Origin of the sequence: Solidesulfovibrio sp. C21, from assembly GCF_047785625.1 — a bacterium.
Classification (GTDB): Bacteria; Desulfobacterota; Desulfovibrionia; order Desulfovibrionales; family Desulfovibrionaceae; genus Solidesulfovibrio.
Genome location: NZ_JBLODY010000032.1, coordinates 1 through 22,710, shown reverse-complemented (window position 1 = coordinate 22,710; position 22,710 = coordinate 1). Strand labels below are relative to the sequence as shown.

At 66.3% G+C, this 22,710-nt stretch carries 20 protein-coding genes; 12 read left to right on the top strand and 8 right to left on the bottom strand.

Annotated features, from left to right (window positions below; all coding sequences use genetic code 11):
- Nucleotides 1-120: 120 nt before the first annotated feature.
- Nucleotides 121-2,214: a molybdopterin-dependent oxidoreductase gene (locus tag ACMZ6R_RS11230; RefSeq protein WP_416111407.1), complete on the bottom strand. Its 2,094-nt coding sequence runs from the start codon at nt 2,212-2,214 to the stop codon at nt 121-123.
- A 260-nt stretch (nt 2,215-2,474) separates the two neighbouring features.
- On the opposite strand from ACMZ6R_RS11230, the gene ACMZ6R_RS11225 reads away from it, so the two are divergent.
- Together ACMZ6R_RS11225 and ACMZ6R_RS11220 are read left to right on the top strand one after the other, a co-directional pair.
- Entirely contained in the window at nt 2,475-3,044 is a 570-nt protein-coding gene (locus ACMZ6R_RS11225; protein ID WP_416111405.1) for a 4Fe-4S binding protein, read from the top strand.
- On the top strand, nt 3,041-3,547 hold the full coding sequence (locus ACMZ6R_RS11220; protein ID WP_416111403.1) for a 4Fe-4S dicluster domain-containing protein: 507 nt from the start codon (nt 3,041-3,043) through the stop codon (nt 3,545-3,547). Before ACMZ6R_RS11225 ends, ACMZ6R_RS11220 begins: the two co-directional genes overlap by 4 nt.
- Before the next feature lie 103 nt (nt 3,548-3,650).
- Here ACMZ6R_RS11220 and ACMZ6R_RS11215 read toward each other — a convergent pair whose 3' ends face one another.
- Complete coding sequence (locus tag ACMZ6R_RS11215) at nt 3,651-4,232, bottom strand: hypothetical protein (protein ID WP_416111401.1); 582 nt, start codon at nt 4,230-4,232, stop codon at nt 3,651-3,653.
- Between the two features lie 136 nt (nt 4,233-4,368).
- Nucleotides 4,369-4,497, bottom strand: a complete 129-nt coding sequence (locus tag ACMZ6R_RS11210; RefSeq protein ID WP_416111399.1) for a hypothetical protein — start codon at nt 4,495-4,497, stop codon at nt 4,369-4,371.
- Between the two features lie 499 nt (nt 4,498-4,996).
- On the opposite strand from ACMZ6R_RS11210, the gene ACMZ6R_RS11205 reads away from it, so the two are divergent.
- The 8 genes from ACMZ6R_RS11205 (at nt 4,997) to ACMZ6R_RS11170 (ending at nt 14,516) form a co-directional block, all read left to right on the top strand.
- Nucleotides 4,997-6,142, top strand: coding sequence for a sulfite exporter TauE/SafE family protein (locus ACMZ6R_RS11205; protein WP_416111397.1), 1,146 nt, complete (start codon nt 4,997-4,999; stop codon nt 6,140-6,142).
- 344 nt (nt 6,143-6,486) lie between these two features.
- Nucleotides 6,487-7,077, top strand: coding sequence for a hypothetical protein (locus ACMZ6R_RS11200; RefSeq protein ID WP_416111395.1), 591 nt, complete (start codon nt 6,487-6,489; stop codon nt 7,075-7,077).
- A gap of 85 nt (nt 7,078-7,162) precedes the next feature.
- Nucleotides 7,163-8,101, top strand: coding sequence for a phosphate/phosphite/phosphonate ABC transporter substrate-binding protein (locus ACMZ6R_RS11195; RefSeq protein ID WP_416111393.1), 939 nt, complete (start codon nt 7,163-7,165; stop codon nt 8,099-8,101).
- A complete protein-coding gene (locus ACMZ6R_RS11190) occupies nt 8,098-10,155 on the top strand; it encodes an ATP-binding protein (RefSeq protein ID WP_416111391.1) in 2,058 nt (685 codons plus the stop codon). The genes ACMZ6R_RS11195 and ACMZ6R_RS11190 overlap by 4 nt, the downstream gene beginning before the upstream one ends.
- A 5-nt stretch (nt 10,156-10,160) precedes the next feature.
- Nucleotides 10,161-10,532: a response regulator gene (locus ACMZ6R_RS11185; RefSeq protein ID WP_416111389.1), complete on the top strand. Its 372-nt coding sequence runs from the start codon at nt 10,161-10,163 to the stop codon at nt 10,530-10,532.
- A gap of 14 nt (nt 10,533-10,546) precedes the next feature.
- Nucleotides 10,547-13,009, top strand: coding sequence for a PEP/pyruvate-binding domain-containing protein (locus tag ACMZ6R_RS11180; RefSeq protein ID WP_416111387.1), 2,463 nt, complete (start codon nt 10,547-10,549; stop codon nt 13,007-13,009).
- Nucleotides 13,010-13,022: 13 nt separating this feature from the next.
- Nucleotides 13,023-14,087, top strand: coding sequence for a dual specificity protein phosphatase family protein (locus tag ACMZ6R_RS11175; RefSeq protein ID WP_416111385.1), 1,065 nt, complete (start codon nt 13,023-13,025; stop codon nt 14,085-14,087).
- A 57-nt stretch (nt 14,088-14,144) separates the two neighbouring features.
- Nucleotides 14,145-14,516, top strand: coding sequence for a hypothetical protein (locus tag ACMZ6R_RS11170; protein ID WP_416111383.1), 372 nt, complete (start codon nt 14,145-14,147; stop codon nt 14,514-14,516).
- 57 nt (nt 14,517-14,573) lie between these two features.
- Here the strand turns inward: ACMZ6R_RS11170 and ACMZ6R_RS11165 are convergent, their stop codons facing one another.
- A complete protein-coding gene (locus ACMZ6R_RS11165; RefSeq protein ID WP_416111381.1) occupies nt 14,574-15,422 on the bottom strand; it encodes an NAD(P)H-binding protein in 849 nt (282 codons plus the stop codon).
- A 247-nt stretch (nt 15,423-15,669) separates the two neighbouring features.
- On the opposite strand from ACMZ6R_RS11165, the gene ACMZ6R_RS11160 reads away from it, so the two are divergent.
- Both ACMZ6R_RS11160 and ACMZ6R_RS11155 read left to right on the top strand, forming a co-directional pair.
- On the top strand, nt 15,670-16,803 hold the full coding sequence (locus ACMZ6R_RS11160; protein ID WP_416111379.1) for an MltA domain-containing protein: 1,134 nt from the start codon (nt 15,670-15,672) through the stop codon (nt 16,801-16,803).
- 24 nt (nt 16,804-16,827) lie between these two features.
- On the top strand, nt 16,828-17,946 hold the full coding sequence (locus tag ACMZ6R_RS11155; protein WP_416111377.1) for a PP2C family protein-serine/threonine phosphatase: 1,119 nt from the start codon (nt 16,828-16,830) through the stop codon (nt 17,944-17,946).
- Nucleotides 17,947-17,997: 51 nt separating this feature from the next.
- Here the strand turns inward: ACMZ6R_RS11155 and ACMZ6R_RS11150 are convergent, their stop codons facing one another.
- The 4 genes from ACMZ6R_RS11150 to ACMZ6R_RS11135 form a co-directional block, all read right to left on the bottom strand.
- Nucleotides 17,998-18,342 carry an STAS domain-containing protein gene (locus ACMZ6R_RS11150; protein ID WP_416111375.1) on the bottom strand — a complete coding sequence of 115 codons (345 nt, stop codon included), beginning with the start codon at nt 18,340-18,342 and terminating at the stop codon, nt 17,998-18,000.
- Between the two features lie 56 nt (nt 18,343-18,398).
- Entirely contained in the window at nt 18,399-19,622 is a 1,224-nt protein-coding gene (locus tag ACMZ6R_RS11145) for an HDOD domain-containing protein (RefSeq protein ID WP_416111373.1), read from the bottom strand.
- Nucleotides 19,619-22,018, bottom strand: a complete 2,400-nt coding sequence (locus tag ACMZ6R_RS11140; protein ID WP_416111371.1) for a PAS domain S-box protein — start codon at nt 22,016-22,018, stop codon at nt 19,619-19,621. Before ACMZ6R_RS11140 ends, ACMZ6R_RS11145 begins: the two co-directional genes overlap by 4 nt.
- An 81-nt stretch (nt 22,019-22,099) precedes the next feature.
- Nucleotides 22,100-22,555 (bottom strand): RrF2 family transcriptional regulator, encoded by a 456-nt coding sequence (locus ACMZ6R_RS11135; protein ID WP_416111369.1) that lies wholly within the window; start codon nt 22,553-22,555, stop codon nt 22,100-22,102.
- Nucleotides 22,556-22,710: the final 155 nt, after the last annotated feature.

Genomic DNA, 22,710 nt, shown 5'->3' with positions numbered 1-22,710 from the left:
ATTTGTACCAACACAACGATATCCGGTCAATGGGTTTTTTGAATTTTCGTGACTGCCATCGTCCCGGCACGGCGTGGGGGAAGAGCCACAACCCCTCGCCGTGCCAAACTTTTTACGATTTCAAACGGGTGTCACAGAGACGAAGTGTTCCTGCATGGACACGCCGCCGCCACCCTTGTCCCAGTTGGCGATGCCCCGGGGCATAAGCTCGTTGTCGGCCACACCCCGGCCCCTGGCCCGGCTCTCCACGGGCAGGGTATGGCCGAAGCCGTGCACCATGAAGACGGTCTCGGGATGGATGCCGTCCGTCACCTTGGCCTTAAGCCGCCCGGCAGAGGAACCGTTTCGCACCTCGACCACGGCCCCATCGGCGATGCCGCGCTTTTGCGCCTCGGCGGTATTTATCCACAGCACGTTCTCCGGCATCTGGGCAAACAGCAGCGGATTGTTGACGGTATGGCCCTGGGTGTGCAGCCCCACCCGGCCGAAGCTGACCCGGAAACGCCCGTCCGGCGGGCTGGCCGGCGAGACGTAGGGGGCCAGGGACGTGAGCCCGTCGGCCTCGAGCTTGGGATTTATAAATTCGATCCTGCCCGAACCCGTCTTGAAGGTCTTCTCGTCCACCGGGCGGTAGAGCGGCCCGCCGAGCTTGACCATGCCCGTGGCCTCGAAATCGTCGATGGCGTAGCCGGTGTCGGCCAGCTGGAAGGCCCAGAGGTCCTCGATGGAGGCGAAATCCAGTTCCTTTATGCCCATGGCCCGGGCCAGGTCGCGGTAGATCTCCCAGTCGGCCCGGGTGTCGAAGCGGGGCTCGAGGGCCCGGCGGCGCACGAACAACGACGGCGACACGCCGCTTTTGGTCGCGATCATGGACTCGCGCTCCAGGTACGGCGACATGGGCAGGATCACGTCGGAAAACCAGGCCGTGTCCGACCAGGAAAAGGTCACGGACACGAGCAGCTCCAGGTTCTTCCAGCGCCGCTTGACGTCGGCCGAATCCGGAAAGGCCATGAGCGGGTCGTGACGATGGGCGATGTAGGCCTTGATCGGATAGGGCTCGCCCGTCTCGATAGCCTCGTAGGCCAGGTTGACCAGTCCCGGGCCGGTGTCGAAATGGGTGCGGCCCTCCATCCAGCCCACGCCGTCCACGCGCTTGTCCTCGGGCTTGGGGAAAAGCCCCACCAGGGTCTTGAGGCCCTTCTTGCCCACATGGGCCGGCTTGTTGGTGAGCGGCAGCCCGCCCTTGGCCCCGATGGCCCCGAGCAGGACGTTTATGATGTAGGCCGAGCGGCAGACGTTGAAGGAATCGCCGTAGCGGGCGGTCATCCAGCCGGGATGCCAGATGACGGCCGGGGCGGCGGCGGCGAGCTGGGCGGCCAGGGCCTCGATGCGCCTGGCAGGGATGCCCGTCTCGGCGGCCGCGAATTCGGGACCGTAGGGCTCGACAAAGGTCTTCAGCGCCTCCAGGTCGTGCTCCTTGATCCAGGCGGCGGCGAAATCCCTGTCATAAAGGCCCTTGGTCAAAAGCACATGGATGACGGCCAGGTTGAAGGCGTAGTCCGTGCCCGGACGGATCATGAAGAAGTTGTCGGCCTTGGCCGCCGTGACCGTGGAGCGCACGTCGATGCAGGTGATCTTGGCCCCGGCGTCCCTGGCGTCGAGCAGGTCGTTGACCTCCTTGACGTTTATGGCCTCGAAGATGTTGCGGGTCTGGAGCACCACATGCTTGCTGCTCTTGTAGTCGTAGGCCACGTCCTTGCGGCCGAAGCCGAAAAGGGACAGGGCCGCGTGCTGCACGTTTCTGGCGCAGGCCGCGTCGTGGTTGCAGTAGTTGGGGGACCCCAGCGCCTTCAAAAAGGCCCGGTGCATGTCGCGAAACGGCCCGCCGCGATCGGACAGCAGGATGGAGCGCGCGCCGTGGGCGTCCTTGATGCCGGAAAGCTTCCCGGCCACGTAGGCCAGGGCCTCGTCCCAGGACACCTTGCGCCATTTGCCCTCGCCGCGCTCGCCGGCCCGGATCATGGGAAACTGGGGACGCTCGTCGTCGGCGATAAGCGCCGCGCCGGCCGCCCCGCGGGCGCAAAGCGCCCCCTTGATGCCGGCGGCATGGGGATTGCCTTGCAGATGCACCACGGTGTTGTCCGCAACCGTTGCCATCATCGGGCAGCGCACCGTGCACATGCCGCAGACGCTGTAGACTTGTTTTTGTTCCATGATTCGCTCCAATCCAGGCGGCGTTGCGTTTGCCGGAAATAGTTGATTCTTTCACGCATTACTCGAAATTCGTGACCCGTGGCAAGAAAAAAGCGTTGTGAAATGGGGAACGTGTACTATATTGAATCACGCCTGTCGCAGGCAATGTTTGTGAAGGTGGGAACTTGTGTCCCACTCGTTGACATGAGGCGGAAAAAACCGTTTATACTGGGGAAAATACTGTTTTCGACGTGAGCGGTGAACGCCGCGGGAGGTTGGGCGTGACCCTGACCGAACTCCTGGCCGAAGCGGCCACGGGAATAAAGAGCCTGCTCGTGGGGCTTCGCATCACCGGCAAGGCCCTGGCCAAACCGAACATCACCGTGCTGTACCCCATGGGCGAGGTGACAAACCTCGACACCTACCGGGGGCATGTGGAGCTTGTGGGCAAGGACGACGATCCGGGGACGCCGCGCTGCGTGGCCTGCGGGGCCTGCGTGCGGGCCTGTCCGTCGAACTGCCTGTCGGTTGCCTGCCCCGTGGGCGACGCCGGCCCCAAGGGACGCGAGGCCGAGGAGATGGTCGGGGAGCTCATCCCCCGCATCGAGAGGATGGCCCCGGCCCCGCAAAAGGGCTGCAAGTTCCCGGGCGTTTTCACCTACGATTATTCCCTGTGCAGCCTGTGCGGCCAGTGCGTGAGAACCTGCCCCGTCGCTTCGCTGCGCTTTTCCCGCCACGCCTATTTCATCGGCACGCGGCGCGAGGACTTCCGCCTCGACCTGCTGACCCGCCTGCGAAGGCAATCCCTCGAAACGTCGCCCGAGCCCGCCGCCGTCAAGGAGTCCGCATGAGCAAGTACATGATCCAACTCGACAAGAAGCGCTGCATCGCCTGCCACGCCTGCGAGGTGCACTGCCAGGTCAAAAACGGCGTGCCGGCTTCGGCCAAGCCGGCCAAGCTGGTGTCCGTCGGGCCGGACATGGCCAAGGGCAAACCGCGCCTCTTGAACCTCTATATGTCCTGCTACCACTGCGAAAAGCCGTGGTGCGTGCCGGCCTGCCCCACCGGGGCCATGACCCGGCGCGAGGAGGACGGCGTGGTCTACGTGCGGGAGGAACTGTGCGTGGGCTGCAAGGCCTGCATCCAGGCCTGCCCCTGGCGCATTCCCCAGTGGAACGAGGCCACGGGCAAGGTGGTCAAGTGCGACTACTGCCGCGACCGCATCGACGCGGGGCTCGACCCGGCCTGCGTCACCGGCTGCACGGCCCACGCCCTGCGCTTCGTGCGGCCGGAAAGGCCCGCGCCGGACGAACGCGAGGCCTACGGCAAACGTATCCTGCTGCGGCAGCCGTAGGGAAGAGAAGGCAGACGTCGAGAAGGTATCGACTGGCTGGCTGTCCGTCGGGGTGGGCGGGACGGTTGAAAGTTTTTGAAAAGGGTCCAGGGGAAAACTTTTTTCAAAAAGTTTTCCCCTGGCCGCCGGAGGCATCCTTTCCCCCTCCTCCCGCGACAAGCGCGGCGGGAGTGTCGGGAGCGGCGGCGACAGGTGTCGACTCGGCCGGCGTGGGGGCCGGGGCGGGAGCGGGAGCCAGGGTCTCGATGCCGGTGTCGGCCTGGACGACCTTTTTCCCCTTGGCCTGACCGCCTTCCAGGGTGGCCAGGGCCTGCCCCACCAGCCTGTCCGCGAAATCGGGCCGATTGGAATAGTGCATGGCGGCCAGAAAGGTCCGCACGGACGTCAGGTTCTCCAGGACATGGATGTATTCGTGGCGACCGGCGATGTCTTCGGTCTCGGGATAGGCCACGACGTAGTAGACGAGATAGCGGCCGGCGCGGGTGATGAAAAGGGCGATGAGTTCCACCCGGCCGGGTGCCGGCGGCATGAGCCCATCGGGCTCATGCTCGCAACGGAAAAAGGCGACCAGCCGGCCGTAGACGGTCACGGCCGCGCCATGGCGGGGCAGACGGAAGCGTCGCGGCTTGCCAAGCAGCCGGTCGCCAATATCCTTTTCGCTTTTGGATCCGAAAAACGGGAGCATCGGCAGGGGCCTCCACGGGAGTGGCTACCCGCGGTCCGGGGCCGGGGCAAGCGGGGTATATCCCGTGGCCCAGGCACGGTCAAAGAAAAACCACCGGGTCCCTGACCTTCCATGACAGCCCCTATCCGGAGAGCGTCTACCAGGCCATGCGCGACATGGTCGCATCCTCGGCCCAGGTGTCCCGGGCGGTTTTCAAGCTGGCCGTCGGCGATCTGGACCTGGCTGTGGTCCGGCGCTCGGAAAAGGCCAGCCTGCCTATCGCCATCGAACACCTCGTCGCGACGAGGAGATTCCGGGAAGGACCTGAAACAACGGCGTTTCCCGATCTCCCAAGAAGGGGGGACGGGGAGAGTTTTTTTGGGGGACCGCATTTGTGAAATAGATCACAAATTAAGGCGCGATTTCCCCCCCATTTTCCGCCCTGTTGTCCGTTTCATTGCGAAAAACGGAACGATTGCAATGTCGTCTTGACAGGAAAGGGCGATACTGCTCTAAACTGCAACAAAATCTTTTACGGCTCGTCACGGACGGCCGAACGGCCTTGAAAAAACTGCTGCAAGACGGTTTTTACGGGATAATGAAGCAGGCCAATGCCACGACGCTTCCCGTATGAAACAGCGACTGCACAAGACAAGGTTGTAAATTGCGGCGGTAGGCATAGTGTCGCCCCGCTTCCGGCTCAAGGAGCGGCCACGGTCACGACCGGGCCGCGCGCCCATTGCGCAACGGTTCTACTGATGCCGCCAAGGCAAGGAGAATGCATCGTGAAAAACTGGAAACTGACCCTGCCCCTGGGGCTCGTCGCCCTGGCGGTCCTGACCATGTGGGCCCATCCGGCCCTGGCCGACAAACTGGCCGACGCCATCGCCTCAGCCCCCACCGGCACCGGCCCCGGACAGATCGATCCGGCCGCGCCCAAGGGCTTCCTCGGCATCCCCGGCGCCCCCCAGGTCAACCTCATCCTGGCCTTCTGCTGGGCCGTGTGGGTCGGCTGGATTTTCTCCACCGTCGGCGCGTTCGGCGGCGTCATGGCCGGCGTCGGCCACATCACGGTGTACGGCCTCGGCAACTACGCCAAGTCGTTTAAAAGCACCGCGCCCTCGCTCAACAAGTTCATCACCGACTCCATCCGCGTGTCCAACCAGTGCCTGGTCGGCCTGTCGGCGCTGATCTCCTCGTTCAACTACTGGAAGATGGGCCGGCTCGTGCTGCCCCTGGCCGTGTCGCTGGGCGCCGGCTCCATCGCCGGCAGCTGGCTGTCGGTCACCCTGTCCCAGGGCAAGGTGTCCTTCTCCGCCTACCAAGGCTACTTCGGCCTGTTCGTCCTGCTGCTCGGCGTCTACCTCTTCTGGGGCACCACCGCCGCCGCCCAGGCCAGCAAGAAAAAGGCCAAGGAAGCCGCCAAGGCCTTCGAGGAAACCGTCAAACGCCAGAAGGGCGGCGAGCAGATCGACACCAAGGCCCTCGGCGTCCATGTCACCGGCATCGCCCTCACCCGCGTGTCCTTCACCTTCTACGGCGTGGAATTCTCCTTCAACCCGCTGATCCCCTTCGTCGGCGGCATCGTCATCGCCGCCGTGGCCGCCTTCCTCGGCGTCGGCGGCGGCTTCCTGCTCGTGCCCTTCCTGACCAACGTTGCCCAGCTGCCCATGTACCTGGCCGCCGGCACCTCCGCCCTGGCCGTTCTGGTCGGCATGATCACCTCCATCACCACCTTCATGTCCGGCGGCGTGGCCATTCACTGGCACCTGATCGGCATCGAACTGATCGGCATCGTGCTCGGCTCCGTCATCGGGCCCCGCACCTCCAAGTACATCCCCGACATCTGGCTCAAGCGCCTTTTCATCGTCCTCGCCCTGTATGTCGGCAGCCGCTACGTCCTGCGCGGCTTCTTCGGCATCAGCATCTAATTTAGAAGTCTTGATAGAGTGTTGCCGGGGGAGGGACCTTTTTGAAAAAAGGTCCCTCCCCCAAAAACTTTCAAAAAGGTATCCTCAATAAAACCGGTCTCGGGGAAGACACCTGAAGGCCGGTAGGAATACCTTGTGTTTTTTGCAGGCATAGGCTGAAGTCACGCGGCAAGCTTGTGGGGGATTGCCCCCGAATATGGCTGGCGTGACCAGGGTCGGCCTGGGGCTGGGGCGGACACGAAGGCGTATTCTTCGAATATGCGCCGCCCGTGGCCGCCCCAGCCCCAGGCCGACCAGCCAACCAGCCAACCAACCAAATAATTAAAGGCAAAACCTTACCTCTCGTGTTCAACATCCTCGACGCCATACTCATCGCCCCCTACCGGCTCCTGCCCAATGCCACGGCCGGCTTCTACCTGGGCACCGCCGTCCTGGCCCTGGCCTGCCTGCTCGTGGGTCGCGCGACCTACGACCTTGTCTGGCTTTTCAACCGCAACCATTACGCCAAGGAAGAAGGCGAGATGGTGCGCATGCACAACCTGTCCGTGGCGGCCATCGAGGCACAGAACAAGGTCGCCTACAAAGCCGCCAACAAGGAAGCCAACGAGGCCTTCGGGAAATCCTTTTTCGCCGGCGCGGCTCTTTTTTCCGTATCCATCTGGCCGCTGCCCTTCCTGCTGGCCTGGATGTCCATACGGTTTACGGGCGTGGATATCCCGCTTTTCCCCGGTTACGCCGTGCGCTACAACGCCGTCCTCCTCGGGCTCTACCTCGTTTTCCGCCTGGCCATGTGGTCTTTCTGGCGCTATCTGCCCCTGTTCGGCCGCGTGGAGCGGCTGCGCCGGGAAATGGCCGCCAAGCGCGCACGCCTGCGCCCCTGGACCGAGCTTGGCAATCCCCGCGACCCCGCCGATCCGGGTGCGGATCGCCCCTAGCCTCCCCGAACGAACGAAATACCGCCCCGCCCTTTCCAGCCGACGAAAAGTCACGTATCCTGGAGAACATCCGGGAGGTCGTACCATGCGGCGACGCGAGGCGCTTTGCGCCCTTTTCACCTTGCCCGCCGCCCTGCTGTGGGGCTGCGGCAACGACGAGGACGCCGTGCGCGTGGACCTGTCCAAGCGCGAGGAACCCACCTTGCGCCTGCCGCCCAAGGCCATCACCTACGCCTACCTGCCCCAGTACGCCCATACCGTGTCCTACGAACGCCACCGGCTGCTGCTCGAATACCTCGGCCGGGCCACGGGGCTCAACCTGCGCCAGATCTTCCCCGACACCTTCGAGGAACACGTGCGCATGGTGGAGCGCGGCGAAATCGACATTTCCTTTTCCAATCCCTTTGCCTACATCCGCATGGCCCGCTCCGGGGCCCGGGCCTTCGCCCGCATCATCGAGCCCTCGGGCAAGCCGGATTTCAAGAGCCAGATCATCTGCCGCCGCGACAACGGGGCCTTAAAGACCCTGGAGGACTGCCGGGGCAAACGCTGGATGGCCGTGGACCCGTCCTCGGCCGGCGGCTATCTCTACGCCTTGGGGGAATTTCTGGAAAACGGCATACGGCGCCGGGACTTCGCCGAGATAAGCTTCGCCCCGGGCCCGGGCGGCAAGCAGGAAAAGGTGGTGCTGGCCGTCTATGCCGGCACCTGCGACATCGGCTCCATCCGCGACGGCACCCTCGAAATCCTGCGCGGCAAGATCGACATCGGACAAATCCGCGTCCTGGCCGAGAGCAGGGCCTATCCCGGCTGGGTCTACGCCGCCCGGGCCGGCCTTGCGCCGCAGATCGTGGACCGCATCGCCAAGGCCATGTTCCACCTGTCCATGTCCCGCCCCGACGACGCCGTGATCCTCACCACCGCCGGCATGCGCGGCATCATCCCGGCCACGGACGCCGACTACGGCTCCGTGCGCCAGCTGGCCGAGAAGCTGGGCCTCGACACCCTTGAGGAAAACGCATGATCGCCTGGCCCAAGCTCTCGCGCCTGAGTTTCCGCACCAAGATCAACTGCGGCATCGTGCTCATCGTCGGACTCATCACCATTCCGCTGGCCTACCTGACCTGGCGGGCGGCGGCGGAATCGCTTCGGGCCGAGACCAGAAAGCGCGGCATGGTCCTGTCCGAGAACCTGGCCATGCGGGTTTCCGACGCCATGCTGTCCATGGACCTTTTGCGGCTCAAAAACATGGTCGACGAGCTCAAAAAAGTCGACGACATCGTCTACGCGTTCATCCTCGACCGCGACGGCAACGTGCTGGTCCACACCTTCAAGGGCGGCTTTCCGGTGGAACTGCGCACGGTCAACGCCCCGAAAAACGGCACGACCCACATCCAGCTCCTCGACGACGGCCGGGAATACATCGACGACTTCGCCGCCCCGGTGGTCATTGTCGGCACGCCGTTCGGCACCACTCGCATCGGGCTTTCGCGCACCAAGGCCGAGGCCGGGGCCGACAGGCTGGCCCTCATGATCGTCTTCTACTCGGCCACGGCCATGATCGCGGCCCTGGCCCCCTCGACGCTTTTCGCCCGGCGCGTGACCGAGCGCATCAACCGCCTCAAGTCCCATGCCGAGGAAGTGGTCAAGGGCAACCTGGACCAGCGGGCCGGGCCGCGCGCCCTTTTCTCCTGCTCGTCCATGCTCGCCTGCGACAAGACCGCCTGTCCGGCCTACGGCGACCGCGACCGCCGCTGCTGGCTGACCGCCTCGCCCGACCAGCGCGGCGAGGGGCCGGAATCGTGCCGGGGCTGCCCGGTCTACGCCGCCCAGAAGGGCGACGAAATCCAGGATCTGGCCGAGACCTTCGACGTCATGGCCGTTTCCTTGAAGACCCACCTCGACGAGCTACGCCGCACCGAGCGGGTGCTCAAGCGCCAGGAGCGGCTGCTGCGCACCATCCTCGACGCCACCCCGGACCTGGTCTGCCTGCTCGACGAAAACCTCGCCTATCTGGCCGTCAACCGCGCCTTTGCCGCCTTTGTCGCCCTCGATCCCCAGGACATCGTCGGGACCACGGACCGCGACATCTTCCCGGCCGACGAAGGCATGGCCATGCACGATGAAAACGCCCTGGTGCTGGCAAGCTCGCGCCCGAGCGACAGGGAAGTGTCGCTGCGCCGCAACGGGGCCACGGTCTGGCTCCACGTGGTGCGCGTGCCCATCACCGACAGCCGGGGCCGGGCCATCGGCATCCTGCGCACCGCCCGAGACGTCACCCAGCTGCGGCAGTTCCAGGAACAGCTCATCCAGTCCCAGAAGATGGAGTCGCTGGGCAAGCTGGCCGGCGGCGTGGCCCACGAGATCAACACCCCGCTCGGCGTCATTCTCGGCTACGCCCAACTCCTCCAGGACGATGTGCCGACCGGCAGCCAGATCCATGCCGATTTGCAAACCATCGAGAAACAGGCCAAGGTCTGCCGCAAAATCGTGGCCGACCTGCTCGGTTTTTCCCGGCAGGCCGAAAGCGCCAAGATCGAAATGTGCTTCAACAACTCGCTCATGGAAGCCATCACCCTCGTGCGCCACGCCTTTTCCCTCGAACACGCGACCATCGTCACGGACCTCGACGACCGCATGCCCATCATTTACGGCGACCCCGAAAAGCTCAAACAGGTCTGGATCAACCTGCTCTCCAACGCCCGGGACGCCATGGGCCGGCAGGGCGGCACGCTGCTGGTGCGCTCGCGCCTTTTCGTCGCCGACCAGAAGGTCACGGCCTGGTTCGCCGATACCGGCCCCGGCATCCCACCCGAAAACTGCTCGCGCATTTTCGACCCCTTTTTCACCACCAAGCCCGTGGGCCAGGGCACGGGCCTCGGGCTTTCCGTCTCGTTCGGCATCATCCAGGATCATGGCGGCGCCATCAGTGTGGAAAGCCCCGTGCCCCAGGGATTTTTCGACAACGTGGACACGGGAGGCAACCCCGGGCCGGGAGCCGTCTTCATCGTGGATCTGCCCCTCGAGCATGAAGAAACCATCGGCGGGCCCCTGCCCGCCGGACCCATGGAGGGATAACGCCCATGGCCGCAATCATCGTTCTCGACGACGTCATCGACGCCGGCGTCGTCATCAAGCGCATTCTCGAACGCAAAGGGCATACCGTCGGCGTCTTTACCGAGGAGGAGGAGGCGCTGGCCCATGTGGCCAAGAAAAAGCCCCAGCTGGCCATCCTCGACATGAAGCTCAAGAAATTGAGCGGGGTGGAAGTCCTCGAAGAGATCAAGAAGCTCTCCCCGGAAACCCGTGTCATCATGCTGACCGGCTACCCCACCCTGGAGACCGCCCGGGAGTCCGTGCGCCTGGGGGCCTGCGAATACTGCGTCAAACCCATCGACAAGGAAGAGCTGGAGCGCAAGGTCGAGGAAGCCCTGGCCGGCCTGGACGCGGGTTAAGGCCCGGAGGGGACGTGTTTTCCAAGGAACTTTTCAGGCGCTGGACCTATCAGGTCTTTGCCCCGGGCGTGCTGCTGCGAGAGAAGTACAATGCCTTCCGGGAACTTTTGCGTTTCGACGACGTCTGCCTGGAGCTGATCGCCGCCGTGGAGGACATCCACTACGGAACGACCGTGGCCGACTGGGCCCGGGTGGTGCACCTGACCAAACGGCTCCGCGCCGCCGTCGAGGAGATGGTGACGCGGCTGTCGCGCCTGTCCCCCACCCGCTACCTCGATCTGCCGGAATACGCCAAGAAGATCGATTTCTACGTCCAGATGGCCTTGGACGTGCCGGCGGGGGAGATGACCCAGCCCTTTGTCGTGCCCCTTACGGACGTGGCCGGCGACGCCCGAAGGGCGGGGGGCAAGGCCGCCAATCTGGCCCGGGCCGCGGCCGAAGCCGGCGTGCCCGTGCCGCCCGGGTTCGTGGCCACCACCGGCGCCTTCCGCTATTTCCTGGAAGCCTGCGAACTGCGCCCGAAAATCGACCGCTGCCTGCGCCGGGTGGACCTGTCCCGGCCGGGCGACGTGGCCGAAGCGGCGGCCGAAATCCGCCGGCTCATCCTGGCGGCCACGGTACCGGACGAAGTGGCGGTGCCCCTGGCCGAGGCCGCCCTGGCCCTGGCCCGAAATCCGGACGGGACGACGGTTACCCTCGCCGCCCGCAGCTCGGCCGTGGCCGAGGACGGACGCGCCTCCTTCGCCGGCCAGTACGAAAGCCTGCTCGGCATCGACGCCGCCGACGCCGTTGCCGCCTACCGCAAGGTGGTCGCCGGCAAGTACACGGCCAAAGCCATCACCTACCGGGCGCTGACCGGCTTCGCCGACGCCGAAACGCCCATGGCCGTGCTGTTTCTCCCCATGTTGCCGGCGGCGTCTTCGGGCGTGCTCTACACGAGGGACAGCGCCGATCCTGGCGCGCCCATGGCCGTCTATGCCGTGCCCGGCCTCGGGGCCGACCTCGTCGAGGGCTCCGTCAGCCCCGAACGTCTCGCCCTGTCCCACGAGCCGCCGCATATCTTGCTTGAGCGCCGGTCCAACGAAACCGAGGTTCTCTCCGACGCCGACGCCGCCAAGCTCGCCGCCATGGGTCTGGCCCTGGAAAAGGCCTTTGGCGCGCCCCAGGACGTGGAATGGGCGGCGACCGCCGACGGCGCGTTTACCGTGCTCCAGTCCCGGCCCATGGCCGTGGAGGACGAAGACCGAAACGCGCCTTCGCCCCCGTCCGCTGCCGTGGCCGCCCGGCCGATCGTCACCGGCGGCATGCGGGCCTCGGGCGGCGCTGCCGCCGGCCTGGTGGCCCATGCCCCCACCATCCTCGACATCGAGACCATCGCCCCGGGCACGGTGCTCGTCACCCCCACCCTGCCGACCACGCTGGCCCGGGCCGTGGATAGGCTCGCGGCCGTGGTCGCCATTTCCGGCAGCCGGGCCGGACACTTCGCCTCGGTGGCCCGGGAATTCGGCCTGCCCGTCATCACGGGGCTTCCGGACGCCTTCGCGCTTTTGCCCCAGGGAGAGGAAGTGACCGTCGACGCCGACGCCGGGACGGTCTATCCCGGCCGGGTGGCCGAACTGCTCGGCCGGCTTGCGCCCACGCGTTCGACAGCCGCCTCTCCCGTGGCCGAACGGCTCGAGCGGCTGGTGCCGCTTCTGGCCCGGCTCACTCTGACCGACCCGGCGTCCCCGGATTTCACGCCGTCCAAGGTCCGGTCGTTTCACGACATCGTGCGCTTCGCCCACGAGAAGGCCGTCACCGAGATGTTTTCCCTGGTCGGCGACGACGGCCGGGGGCTGGCCTCGGCCCGCAAGGTCAAAAGCACCCTGCCCATGACCATGTACGTGCTCGACCTCGGCGGGGGCGTGTTCGAGTCCGCGGCCACGGACAAGGAGCTGCGACCCGACCAGATCAAAAGCGCGCCCATGTGGGCCTTGTGGTCGGGGCTGGCCGCCGAGAACGCGCCCTGGCCCGAGGGACCGCCCATCACCGACGATGCGGCGCTCGACCGCACGAGCGCCGGCCTCTTTACCGGCGAGGCCCGCCATCTGGCCAGCTATGCCGTCATCTCCGACCTCTACGCCCACGTCATGCTGCGCTTCGGCTACCACTTCACCGTGGTGGACGCCCTGTGCGGCCCCAAGGAGGGGCAAAACTTCGTCAATTTCCGCTTCAAGGGCGGCGGAGCCGATTTCGCCAGCCGGGCCCTGCGCCTTGCCTGCGTGCGCCGCATCCTGACCCATTTCGGCTTCACCGTGCGCTCCTCCGGCGACCTGCTCGACGCGACGCTTACCCGCGTGCCCGAGCATATCGCGCAAAAACGCCTGGCCATGCTCGGCTGTCTGCTCGCCGCGACCCGCCTCCTCGACATGCGTCTGGCCGGGCAAACCGAGGCCGACGCCTGGGTGGAGGCGTTTTTGGCCCGCACCGACCGCTGACGCCAGCCCAGCCATGAACGGGACCGACGAGCACGCCTACCCCCTGACCTGGGTCACGGACCACCTGGCCGTCGGCGGCGCGCCCATGTCCCACGAGCAGCTCGATTCCCTGAAGGCCCAGGGGATCGGGGCCATCCTCAACCTGTGCGCGGAATTCTGCGACCTGCACGACCTCGAGGCCGCCGCCGGCTTCGAGGTCTACTACATGCCCGTGCCCGACGAGCAGGCCCCGGACCTGCCCGCCCTGGAAAAGGCGCTGGCCTGGCTCGACGAGGCCATCTACCTCGGCAAGAAGGTGCTCATCCATTGCCGCCACGGCATCGGCCGCACCGGCACGGTCCTAAACGCCTACCTGCTGCGCCGGGGGCTCGGCCACAAGCTCGCCGCCCGGATGCTGCGGCCCCTTCGCGCCAAGCCCGCCAATTTCGACCAGTGGTGGACCATCCGGCGCTACGGGCGGGCGGCCGGCCGGCTCACCATCCGCGAGCCGCGCCTGGAAAGCGGCCATCTGGTCGATCTGGCCCCGTTTCTGGGCGACTACGCCGGGCTGGTCGCGGCCGCACGCATCGCCGCCAAGGGGCTTCCCCGGTGCGGGCGCGACCACGACCGCTGCTGCCGCACGCCGCTGTCCCTGTCCCTTATCGAGGCGGTGCACGTCAGCCACCGCATCAACGTGGACCTGGACAGCGAAACGCGCCTGGCCGTCATCGAGGACGCGGCCGGGGCCTCCCGGGAAATCGAAAAGCTCACCGCCCGCTACGGCGAGGGGAACGCCCACTGCCTCTCGGCCTGGGCCCGGCTGTGTCCGCTGTCGCGGCAAGGCAAATGCCTCATTTTCGCGGGCCGCCCCCTGGCCTGCCTGACAAACGGCATCGAGGCCGAAGCGGCGGCCAGGCTGTGGGAGAAAACCCTGGAGCCGGGGCTGGTCGCCTTGTCGCGCCAGGTGTTTTTGGCCCTGGCCGGCGGACTTGGCGGCGCGAACCTGCCGCGCTTTCCCCTGCCCGACGTGGTGTCGGGACGCTACGTGTCGGCGGTGTTCAAGCATCTGCTCGCCTTGTCCAAAACGGACGGGCGTTGACCCGAAGCCGCTCCCCGGGCTACAAGCATCCGTTACGAAACGCCAAGGAGGACGGGCATGGCCGAAGATTTCAGGACGCTTCTTATGGAAACGGACCGTCTGGTCGACGGCGACCGCTGGTTCGGGGATATCCAGATCGGCGGCTGGTTCTATTTTTCCCCCCAGGCCGGGCCGTTTCACGAAAGCCGCCCCCAGACCCTGCAAGGCCCCATGGGCTACGAATCCTTCGAGCTGCGCCTGCAAACCGTGCAGGGCGTCATCAGCTACGGGCGCTGGGGCGCCTGGGAAGAGTTGCAGAAAAGGCCCTGGGCCAAGCTGTTCGCCACGACCACCCCCACGGTTCTTTTCGCCCCGGACGTGCCCGTGGCCACCTGCCAGGAGATCTACGAGGACCTGCTCGCCTACGCCCGCACCCATCCGCTGCCCTGACGCGGCAGGGGCCGTCGGGTCCGCCGGCAGGCAGCCCCGACGGCCAAAGTCCTTTCCTTACGCCGCCGTCTCCTGCCAGGCCGGCAAATTGGCGGCAATGACCGCATCGAACGTGCCCAGAGGCCGGCCCAGAAGCCGCGCCGTTTGTGTGTCGGGCGTCGCGCAAAATCCCTGCCGGCAACGCGCATAAAACTCCAGCACCCGCTCGATCTGGGGCGCGGGAAAGCCGCGCGACGCAAGCAGGTCGCGGGCCGCCGCCTCGGAAATGGCGACATAGCGGACCGTCTCGCCCAGGGCCGAGGACAGGCACCGGGCAATCTCCTCGTGGTCAAGCGCTTCGGGGCCGCTTATCGTGATCGCCCGGCCGGCAAGCTCCGGGTCGGTCAGGGCCCGAAAGATCACGGCGGCGACATCGGAGGCGTCGACATAGGCCACCTTGGCCGCCTCCAGGGGCAGACGCAGCGTGCGCTCCCGCGCGATTTCCGTGGACAGGGGCGGCCGCGCCAGCATCTGGGCGAAGAAATTCGGCCGTATATGCGTCCAGTCGAAGCCCGAATCCTCCACAAGCCGTTCGACCCGACGGGTCGAAAAATCCGGACGAAGCTCCGCGCCCAAGGCCGAAAGGTCGACCACGCGCCGCACGCCGGCGGCGACCATGGCCTCGATGAAGGGCGCGGCATGGACATGGGCCTGGGTATCGCCCGGCCGCGACAGGAGCATCACCGCCCCGACTCCGGCCAGGGCCGGGGCATGAGTGGCCGGGTCGAGCAGGTCGAACCGCACCCAGGCCTCGCCGCATTGCCGACGCGACGCACCAACCGCATCGTGGCCGTGGCGCAAAAGCAATTGCAAGACCTGCCCGCCGACAAGACCAGACGCTCCAAGAACAAGAATACGGTCATGCATGGCGTTACGTTCCCCTTGTCTGTTATCATTTTCCCCAGGCACGCCATCGACGGTGGCAATGCGCTCCTTGGGGATTGTGGAGGCTATCCGCGCTTTTTCACAACAACGCAATACATTGACTTTTCAATATTCCTGCCGCATAGTACATGCGCTGGTCGAGCGGTGACCACGCGTCGGCCAGCTCCCTTGTCCAGGCATTTCCACCGCCCGCGTTGCCAACGCCCAAGCGCCGCGCTATAGCCCGGATATGCGACGGCACCTATCCAATTTTCCACGTCTCCTGTCGGCATGCTGCATACTGGCCGCCGTACTCGCCCTGGCCGGTTGCGCCGGGGTGCAGAAACCGGCTCCGACCAGGCCGGCGACCGCCAAAAAAGCCCCGGCCGCCTCCAGGCCCCTCGGCCCCTGGGAGGCCCGCATCTCCCCGGCCAGCCAGCAAATCCCGAGCTTCGCCTCCCTGGCCCCGGCCGTGGACCGCTCCATCGCCTACACCGCCAGAAAACCGGCCTCGACCGTGGCCGTGGACGTCCCCGGCGCGACGCTCACCTGGGGCCGCCTGCACCAAGGACTGATCACCTTCCGCCGCATCCTGCCCGAACTGGACCGGGACCCGGCCGTGCTGGCCAAATACTTCACCTGGGTGCCGCTGCCAGCCAGCACCCTCGTCACCGGCTATTACGCGCCCACCATCGAGGTTTCGCGCACCGAGCACGGCCCCTACGCCTGGCCCATCTACCGCAACCCCGGCCGGGGAATGGCCAAGAAATACAACCGTGAGGCCATCGACTTCTACGGCGCGCTGCGCGGCAAGGGCTTGGAGATCGGCTGGGCCAAGGACCCCATCGCCGTCTTTTTCCTGCACGTCCAGGGCTCGGGCCGGCTGCGCTTCGTGGAGGACGGTTCCACCAGCTACGTGCTCTACGCCGGCAGCAACGGCCGCCGCTACGTGGGCGTGGGCCGGGTCATGGTCAACGCCGGCTGCTTCACCGACGAGGAAATGAGCATGCAGGCCATCCGCCGCTATCTGGAAGAACACCCGAGCCAGATCAAGCAGTACCTGACGGCCAACCCGAGCTACATCTATTTCAAGCCGTCCCAGACGCCGCCGGTCGGCGCCATGGGCGTGCCCGTGACGCCCCACGCAAGCGTGGCCGTGGACCCCGGATTCGTCCCCTACGGCACGCTCATGGCCCTGGACGCCGATCTGCCCGGCTATCCCGGCCCGGCCCCGGAGCGGTTCACGGGATTCGTCATGGCCCAGGACACGGGCTGCATGCGCGGCAACCATTTCGACCTCTACCTCGGCCCCGGCGAAAAGGCCGCCCACCAGGCGGGGCTCATGAAGGGCACGGGACAAGCGTATATCCTCGTGCCGCGCTAAAGCGACACGGGTCGGGCGGGTCTTATGACGCGGGTGCTTATCGCCGACGACAATCCGATCTTCCGGGAAGTCCTCAAGCGCCATGTGACCGGGCTTTTCGACTGCGACGTCGTCGAGGCCCGAGACGGGGCCGAAGCCGTGGCACTGGCCGGTCGCGCCCGGCCGGACATGATCCTGCTCGACCTGGTCATGCCGGGCATGGACGGCATCGAGGCCATCCGCCGCATCCGGGCCCTGCCGGGACTCGCCGAAGTGCCCATCGTCTTTCTCTCCGCCGAAACCGACCGCCGCATCTGGGCCGAAGCCCTCTCGGCCGGGGCCAACGACTTCATATCCAAGCCCTACCACCGCCAGGAACTGGCGGCCCGGCTGTCGCTACACCTGAAACTCGCGCGCCTGGGACGGGAGCTGCGGGCCCAAAACGCCCTTTTTTCCCGCGAACGCTACCTGGCCGGCTGCGTGCAGCGCCAGCTTCTCCCCAAAGACCTCGACTTTCCGGGATTCGATTCCGCAGCCGTCTACCAGGCCCAGGAACAGGTGGGCGGCGATTTCTACGAGGCCTGGGACGACGGCCACGGCGTCTACCTGCTGATGGCCGACATCTCCGGCCACGGGGCCTCGGCGGCCATGCTCATGGCCGTGTGCAAGGGGCTGCTGGTTTCCCTGCGCGCCGAGCGGCTCGCCCCGGCCGTGATCGTCGGCCGCTGCAACAAGCTTCTCTGCGACCTGCTCGACGGCGGCGACCTGGACATGTTCGTGACCATGGTCCTTTGCCGCATCGACCGGGCGACCCCGGTCCTGACCGTGGTCTCGGCCGGGCATGTGCCGACCTTCGTCCTGTCGTCGCAGGGAATTTTGCAAATCGACTCCCACGGCCCGGCCCTCGGCGTCATCGCGGGCCACGCCTTCGCGGAGCAGGCCGCGCCCTTCGGCCCGGGGGACACCCTGTTCTGCTATACCGACGGGCTTACGGAGTTGCGCTCGCCCACGCGGGAGTTTTTCGGCGAAGAGCGGTTGCGGGAACTTTTGGGCCCGGACATTGCGCCCAAGGACCTCATCGGCGAGATCATCGAGGCGGTCCTGCCCTTTTGCAAGGGCGTGCTTCAGGACGACCTGGCCATGGCCGCGCTGCGCCGGCTCTAGGGTTCGCGATAGAAGACAACACGGGCGCACGCGCCCCCGCCCGAGGCGCGCCTACGGGCAGGCCCGGCCCAGGGCCGTTTGCAGATCCGGATGGATTTCGAACAGCGTGCCGAGCGTCACCACGCGGATGATTTTCGCCACATTGGGCTGGAGTCCGAAAAGCCCGAGCTTGCCCCCCCTGGCGGTCACGACCTTGCGGATCGACACCATGGCCCCGATGGCCTTGCTGTCCAGAAACATCACCCGGCCAAGGTCGAGCAGCAGTTCGCGGGCGCCGGACGTCTCGTAGCGCGCAAGCACCGCCTCCTTGAAGTCCCCGCTGATCGTGTGGTCCACTTCCGGTAAGTGCACTTCCACCACCAGACAGGTTCCGTGCAGCGTCGTCGTCAGGTCCATAGCGTCCCTCCCGGCCCGCGCCCCGCAAGTCCAGGCGGCGTCAGTGTCATTTGGCGTCAGATATCCTCGGGAATCGGCCCCCGGGCCACCACCGCCGCGCAGGCATCGCGCCAGGCGGGCAGGCGCTCCGACAGCCCGGATGCGGCCAGATACAGGTCGTCCAGGGGATTTAGGGCATAGCCCTGGTGGATAACCACCAGCTCGTGCTCCAGGCGGTTGGCCACATGCACCGCCAGAAGCGGCGAGAATCCGGCCCGGTGGTCGCGGCCGGGCTCATGGTGCAGGTACACCGCCCGCACCACCGGGTCCTCCACCCCCCAAAGCCCGAGCAGGTACGCCCCGACCTCGGCATGGGACGCGCCGAAATGCATCCGTTCCATGTCAAGGATGGTGCCCTGCCCCTCGCGGCAGGCCGCGATGACGTCCCGGTAGGCGTCGGGGAAATTGGTGGCCATGACCAGTTTGCCCACGTCGTGGAGCAGTCCGGCGATATAGGCGTACTCCCGAACGGCCACCGTGGCCCCTTCCTGTTCGGCGATCTCCCGGGCCAGCCGGCCGGTGCCGAAGCTGTGCCCCCACAGCTTCTCCAGGTCGAAATCGCGAAAGGCGTCCTTGTCGAAGCGGTCGAAAAGCCCCACCCCGAGGACCAGCGCCTTGACCACGTCGAGCCCCAGCAGGTTGACGGCGTGGGCCGGACTGGAGACGTGGGTGCGCAGGCCGAAGAAGGCGGAGTTGACGAGTTTTAAAATGCCGGCGGACATGCCCACGTCCTGGGCGATGAGCCCGGCCACCTCGCGCATGGACGGCTCCTCCTTGGACAGCAGATCGAGCAGGTCCACGTAGAGCCTGGGCACGGTGGGCAGGCGGTCGATGCGGGCCACCACGTCCTTGACCCGGTCGTCGAGGAAAACCTCGCGCAGGGACAGGCTCCTGTCGATGACGGCCTTGAGCTCGGCCGGCTGGCAGGGCTTGGGCAGAAACTGATGGGCCGGACGCACGGTCTCGAGCACCATGTTGCGGTCGGAGTGGCCGGAAAGCACGATGCGGATGGCGCCGGGGTTATGCACCTGGACCTCGCGCAGGAACATGGCCCCGTCCATGCCCGGCATGCGCATGTCGGCCACCACCACGTCGAAGGGCTGCTCGGCGATCATGGCCAGCCCCGTCGGGCCGTCGCCGGCAAAGGCCATGTCCCATTCGCCCCGCATGTCGTGGAACATGCGGCGCAGGGCGGAAAGGACGTTGGATTCGTCGTCGACGAAAAGAATACGGGTTTTCACTCGCTGGCTCCGGACAGCGCGTCGGCCCGCTTCCCGCCAAAGGGCACGCGCACGGAAAACGTGGTGCCCCGGCCGGGTTCGGACTCGAAATCGATGGCGCCGCCATGCTTGCTCACCACGATGTTGTGGGTGATGGCGAGCCCCTGGCCCGTGCCCTTGCCCACTTCCTTGGTGGTAAAAAAAGGATCGAAAATCTTGCCGCGATTTCCCTCGGCAATGCCCATGCCCGTGTCGGTCACGGACAGGACGAGGTTGTCGCCATCGGCCGCGGTACGGATGGTGATAACCCCTTTTTCGGCCTTGCCCTTGACCTTCTCGGCCACGGCATGGGCGGCGTTGACCAGGATATTGAGGATGACCTGATTGAAGTCCCCGGGCAGGCAGAAGACCGGCGGCAGGTTGCGGTCCAGTTCGAGGACCACGTCGGCCACGTATTTCCACTCGTTTTTGGCCACGGTGACGGTATTCTCCACGGCCGCGTTGATATCCACGGCGATTTTTTCCTCGCCACCGGGATGGGAAAACTTCTTCATGGCCGAAACGATGGCCGTGACCCGGCCCACGCCCTCCACCGACTGCTCCAGGGCGCGCGGCGCCTCCTCCAGCAGGAAATCCACATCCGCCTCGCTTCTCGCCGCCGCAATGGCTTCGCGCGCCGCGGCATCACCGGCCGCGTCGGCCAGCCGCTCGGCTTCGGCCTGCACCCGGGAAAGCGCCGTGGCGAGCCCGGTGAAGGCCGTGGACAGAAAATGCAGGTTGTCGCCGATGTACTGGGTCGGCGTGTTGATCTCGTGGGCAATGCCGGCGGCCAGCTCGCCGATGGATTCGAGTTTCTGGGCCACGGCCAGCTGGCGTTCCAGGGCCTTGCGCTCGCTGACGTCGAAGACGATCTCGAAAAGCCGCACCTCGCCCCGACGCTTGGCCGAAACCACGGTCTTTATCACCGGCACGGTGCGCCCGTCGGGCCGCATGAGCCGCATTTCCTCGTTGAGGATGTTGCGTTCCATGAGGGGACAGGCCGTCACTTCGCGCCCGTCCATGCCCCGCCAGCAGATCGCCCGGCAAGGCTCGCCCACCAGCTCTTCGCGGGACCGGCCGCACAGTTCCTCGGCCACGGGGTTGACGTCCTCGATGCGCTTGGTCCTGGGGTCGATAATGAAGATCCCGGCCCGGATGCCGGCCAGGATGCGCCGCAGCACCTCCTGCTCGTCGCGCAGGTCCTTTTCCACCCGCTTGCTGTCGGTGACGTCGGTGGCCACGCCGACAATCCCCTGGGGATGACCCTCGGCATCGTCGAACCGGGCGCGGTTGAGCACCAGATGACGCAGCCGGCCCGAAGCGTCCTCCAGCGCCACCTCGAACTCCTGCACGCTGCCCTGGGCCAGGATTTCCCGGTCGCGCTCGGCCAGTTCCTCCCAGAGGTCGTCGGAAAAAATCTCCCGGGCGGTCAGCCCCTGGGCGCTTTCGATGGTCATGCCCAAAAGGGTTGCGCAGGCTTTGTTGATGCTGACGTAATGGCCTGCGGCGTCCTGGACGAAGATGGGATTGACGGCCGCGTCCATGAGGCTGCGCTGGAAGGCGAGCTGGTTGACGAGTTCGGTTTCGGCCCGCTTGCGGGCGGTGATGTCTTCGGTGACGGCCAGCAGGCATTCGGGGCGCCCCTGTTCATCCCGCGCGGCCGTGAGGTTGATGCGACACCAGACCAGGGAGCCGTCCGGGCGCACATACCGCTTCTCCCGGACCACGGAATCCTGGCGGCCGGTCAGCAGGTCCCGAAACGCCGCCTCCAGGCCCTCCAGGTCGCCGGGGTAGGTGAATTCACGGTAGGAACGGCCGATCAATTCCATGGCCGGCCGGCCGAGCAGACGGGCGAAACGTTCGTTGACCTCGATGAAGCGTCCCTCGGGCGTCTGGCGATTGACCCCCACGCCGGCCTGCTCGAAAACGGCCCGGAAACGCCGTTCGCTTTCGGAAAGGTCCTGGCAGCGCCGGGCGAGCATCTCCTCGGCCCGAAGTCGCAGGGCCGTCTCCAGGGCCACGGCCAGCATATGCTGTTCCAGGGGCTTGAGCAGCAGCCCGCTGGGCTTGGCCTGGGCCGCCCGGAACATGATGCCGAGATCCCGCTTGGTCGTGGTGAAGATGACGGAAATATTCCTGGCGGCCACAGTGCGTCCCAGGTCCAGGCCGATGGCGGCATCGGGCGGCGCCAGGTCGATGATGGCGATGTCCGGGGCGAGCCTGGCGACCATGTCCATGGCCGACATCACATCCGTGGCCGGCCCCAGGGCCTGGTAGCCCAAACGCATGAGTTGCGCGCGCAACGCATCGGCCGAGGCAAGGTCGCTCTCGACGATCAGGACGCTTTTACGCCCTTCGGTTTTCTCCCCGTCAGCCATGCCGCACCCACCCCGCCAGGCCTGTGTCTCCTGGCAACTGCCCCACAGTAGGGCAAAAGGGCGCGTGCGTTCAAGTAGAATTCACCGGCAGGCGGCATCTCGGCGCACAGCGGCGGCGGCCTTGGCTCCGGCCTTGGCCACCAGATCGGCCAGAGTGATGGCGTCGAGGCGTTCGTGCATGGCCCGGGCGGCCTCGGCCCAGACCTCGCGAGTCAGGCAGTCGGCCAGACGCGGACAGGCCTGCCCGCCCCCCTCACCGTCGCATTCGACCAGGGACATGTCCCCCTCGAGGGCCCGCACGATGGCCCCGACGGTGATCTCGGACAGGGGCTTGGCCAATTCGTGCCCGCCGCGCGGCCCGCGACGACTGCGCACGAATCCGGCCCCTTTGAGCTCGCGCACGAGCTTTTCCAGATACTTGACGGAAACGCCCTGGCGGGCGGCCACGTCCTTGATGCGCACCGGGCCGTCGGCGGCATGGAGGGCCATGTCCAGGATCATGCGGGTTCCGTAACGGCTTCGGGTGGTGAGCTTCATGGCCGCGGCCTCCTGGCGGGGATTGGGAGGGGAAGGCCGCCGCTGGGGCTGCCATCCATACGAAGATGGTAGACAAACTTATAGGCAGCGTCAACGCGGGGTTATCCCGGGGGAGGGAACCCCTTTTTGCAAAAAGGGGTTCCCTCCCCCGGGAT

Bases quoted from the DNA above. Each gene is read 5' to 3' on its own strand.
- ACMZ6R_RS11230 (WP_416111407.1), bottom strand. From the start codon at position 2,214: ATGGAACAAAAACAAGTCTACAGCGTCTGCGGCATGTGCACGGTGCGC.
- ACMZ6R_RS11220 (WP_416111403.1), top strand. From the start codon at position 3,041: ATGAGCAAGTACATGATCCAACTCGACAAGAAGCGCTGCATCGCCTGC.
- ACMZ6R_RS11215 (WP_416111401.1), bottom strand. From the start codon at position 4,232: ATGCTCCCGTTTTTCGGATCCAAAAGCGAAAAGGATATTGGCGACCGG.
- ACMZ6R_RS11210 (WP_416111399.1), bottom strand. From the start codon at position 4,497: ATGGCGATAGGCAGGCTGGCCTTTTCCGAGCGCCGGACCACAGCCAGG.
- ACMZ6R_RS11195 (WP_416111393.1), top strand. From the start codon at position 7,163: ATGCGGCGACGCGAGGCGCTTTGCGCCCTTTTCACCTTGCCCGCCGCC.
- ACMZ6R_RS11190 (WP_416111391.1), top strand. From the start codon at position 8,098: ATGATCGCCTGGCCCAAGCTCTCGCGCCTGAGTTTCCGCACCAAGATC.
- ACMZ6R_RS11185 (WP_416111389.1), top strand. From the start codon at position 10,161: ATGGCCGCAATCATCGTTCTCGACGACGTCATCGACGCCGGCGTCGTC.
- ACMZ6R_RS11175 (WP_416111385.1), top strand. From the start codon at position 13,023: ATGAACGGGACCGACGAGCACGCCTACCCCCTGACCTGGGTCACGGAC.
- ACMZ6R_RS11170 (WP_416111383.1), top strand. From the start codon at position 14,145: ATGGCCGAAGATTTCAGGACGCTTCTTATGGAAACGGACCGTCTGGTC.
- ACMZ6R_RS11165 (WP_416111381.1), bottom strand. From the start codon at position 15,422: ATGCATGACCGTATTCTTGTTCTTGGAGCGTCTGGTCTTGTCGGCGGG.
- ACMZ6R_RS11160 (WP_416111379.1), top strand. From the start codon at position 15,670: ATGCGACGGCACCTATCCAATTTTCCACGTCTCCTGTCGGCATGCTGC.
- ACMZ6R_RS11155 (WP_416111377.1), top strand. From the start codon at position 16,828: ATGACGCGGGTGCTTATCGCCGACGACAATCCGATCTTCCGGGAAGTC.
- ACMZ6R_RS11150 (WP_416111375.1), bottom strand. From the start codon at position 18,342: ATGGACCTGACGACGACGCTGCACGGAACCTGTCTGGTGGTGGAAGTG.
- ACMZ6R_RS11140 (WP_416111371.1), bottom strand. From the start codon at position 22,018: ATGGCTGACGGGGAGAAAACCGAAGGGCGTAAAAGCGTCCTGATCGTC.
- ACMZ6R_RS11135 (WP_416111369.1), bottom strand. From the start codon at position 22,555: ATGAAGCTCACCACCCGAAGCCGTTACGGAACCCGCATGATCCTGGAC.